This window comes from Providencia sp. PROV033, assembly GCF_028484855.1.
Lineage (GTDB): Bacteria > Pseudomonadota > Gammaproteobacteria > Enterobacterales > Enterobacteriaceae > Providencia > Providencia alcalifaciens.
The window spans coordinates 1-1,168 of sequence record NZ_JAMPSW010000209.1; the positions used below are offsets into that span (position 1 = coordinate 1).

Below are 1,168 nucleotides of genomic sequence, written 5' to 3' on the forward strand. Positions count from 1 at the left end.
GGTTTACATTTCAATAAATAGAATGGGGTCATAGATATGTTCTTTTCAAGAAAATTAGAGGCGTTTATGGCAGTTGTTGAGAATGGCTCGCTAAGCAAGGCTGCAAGGGTGATGAACCGCACGACACCCCCCATCGCAAAATCCATAAAAGACTTTGAAACGAGTTTGGGTAAACGGCTTTTTAAAAGAGAAAAATTTGGAATGACATTAACTAAGGATGGCCAAGAACTTTATAATGATCTCAGAGATCTTTACCTACAGGAAAAAGAAATAACAAAGAAACACTTTTCTGGTTACATCGTTAATGAAGCTAATATTTATTATGACTGGGGGAAGGAAAATCATTTAATTAATTTGTATCAAGCCGCACATAAAAATAATGTTCAGGTTAATATATTAAGATTTAACTATGATGAGGTAGATGAAATTGTTGACTATGATGGAAATACTTTAATTTTAAGTTCTGAATTAGTTATCAGTGAAAGATTTTCATTGCAAAAAAAAATAGAGAATGCGCCGTTAGGTATTTATTGCAGAAAAGAGTTATATGAAAAATTCAATCATGACGTAGTGGTATTGCTTCAACAAAGTACTTGGTTATGCGATCCGTCATTTTACAAGAGCTCACTAATGAGTGATTTGTTGGCAAAAGTTGAGACTGCTGAAAGTAAATCCAGTATCCGACAGATGGACAATATTGGATGTTGCCAAAGTTTTATTCAAGATGGGGATTTTCTTGGAATCATTGACCACTATCCTGAGGATGAATTGATCGACAGATCACTGATTTATGTGTCACTAAACGGGATTTTGGATAAAAGTGATTGTTACATTTATAAATCAAAGTCACATTCAAGTGTGTTAAATCGATTTATTGGTGTTGTAGATAAACTTGGAAAAGAGACTGCTTAGATGGTGGTGGGAGAAGGATTCGAACCTTCGAAGTCTGTGACGGCAGATTTACAGTCTGCTCCCTTTGGCCGCTTGGGTATCCCACCAGATTTTGAATTGCTGTAATCGTTCACAGCGGGCGGCATCATATCAAATGACGCGCCCCTGTAAAGTATTAATTGAAAAAAAATGTCTGAATGCTGGATTTTTAATCTTAACGTGTGATAAATCAACAAATTAATGCAATTAATAACTGAAATGCTCTGTTATAAAATAA

Annotated in this window: 1 protein-coding gene and 1 tRNA gene; one reads left to right on the forward strand and one right to left on the reverse strand. The window is 35.0% G+C overall.

Annotated features, from left to right (window positions below):
• Positions 1 to 36: 36 nt before the first annotated feature.
• Positions 37 to 912, forward strand: a complete 876-nt coding sequence (locus PSF16_RS17380; RefSeq protein WP_006658750.1) for a LysR family transcriptional regulator — start codon at positions 37 to 39, stop codon at positions 910 to 912.
• Position 913: 1 nt separating this feature from the next.
• On the opposite strand, the gene PSF16_RS17385 is transcribed toward PSF16_RS17380, so the two are convergent.
• Positions 914 to 998: transfer RNA gene (locus tag PSF16_RS17385), tRNA-Tyr, on the reverse strand.
• Positions 999 to 1,168: the final 170 nt, after the last annotated feature.

What these genes read in the sequence shown, in the direction of transcription:
- PSF16_RS17380 (WP_006658750.1), top strand. Translation starts at nt 37, where the DNA reads ATGTTCTTTTCAAGAAAATTAGAGGCGTTTATGGCAGTTGTTGAGAAT.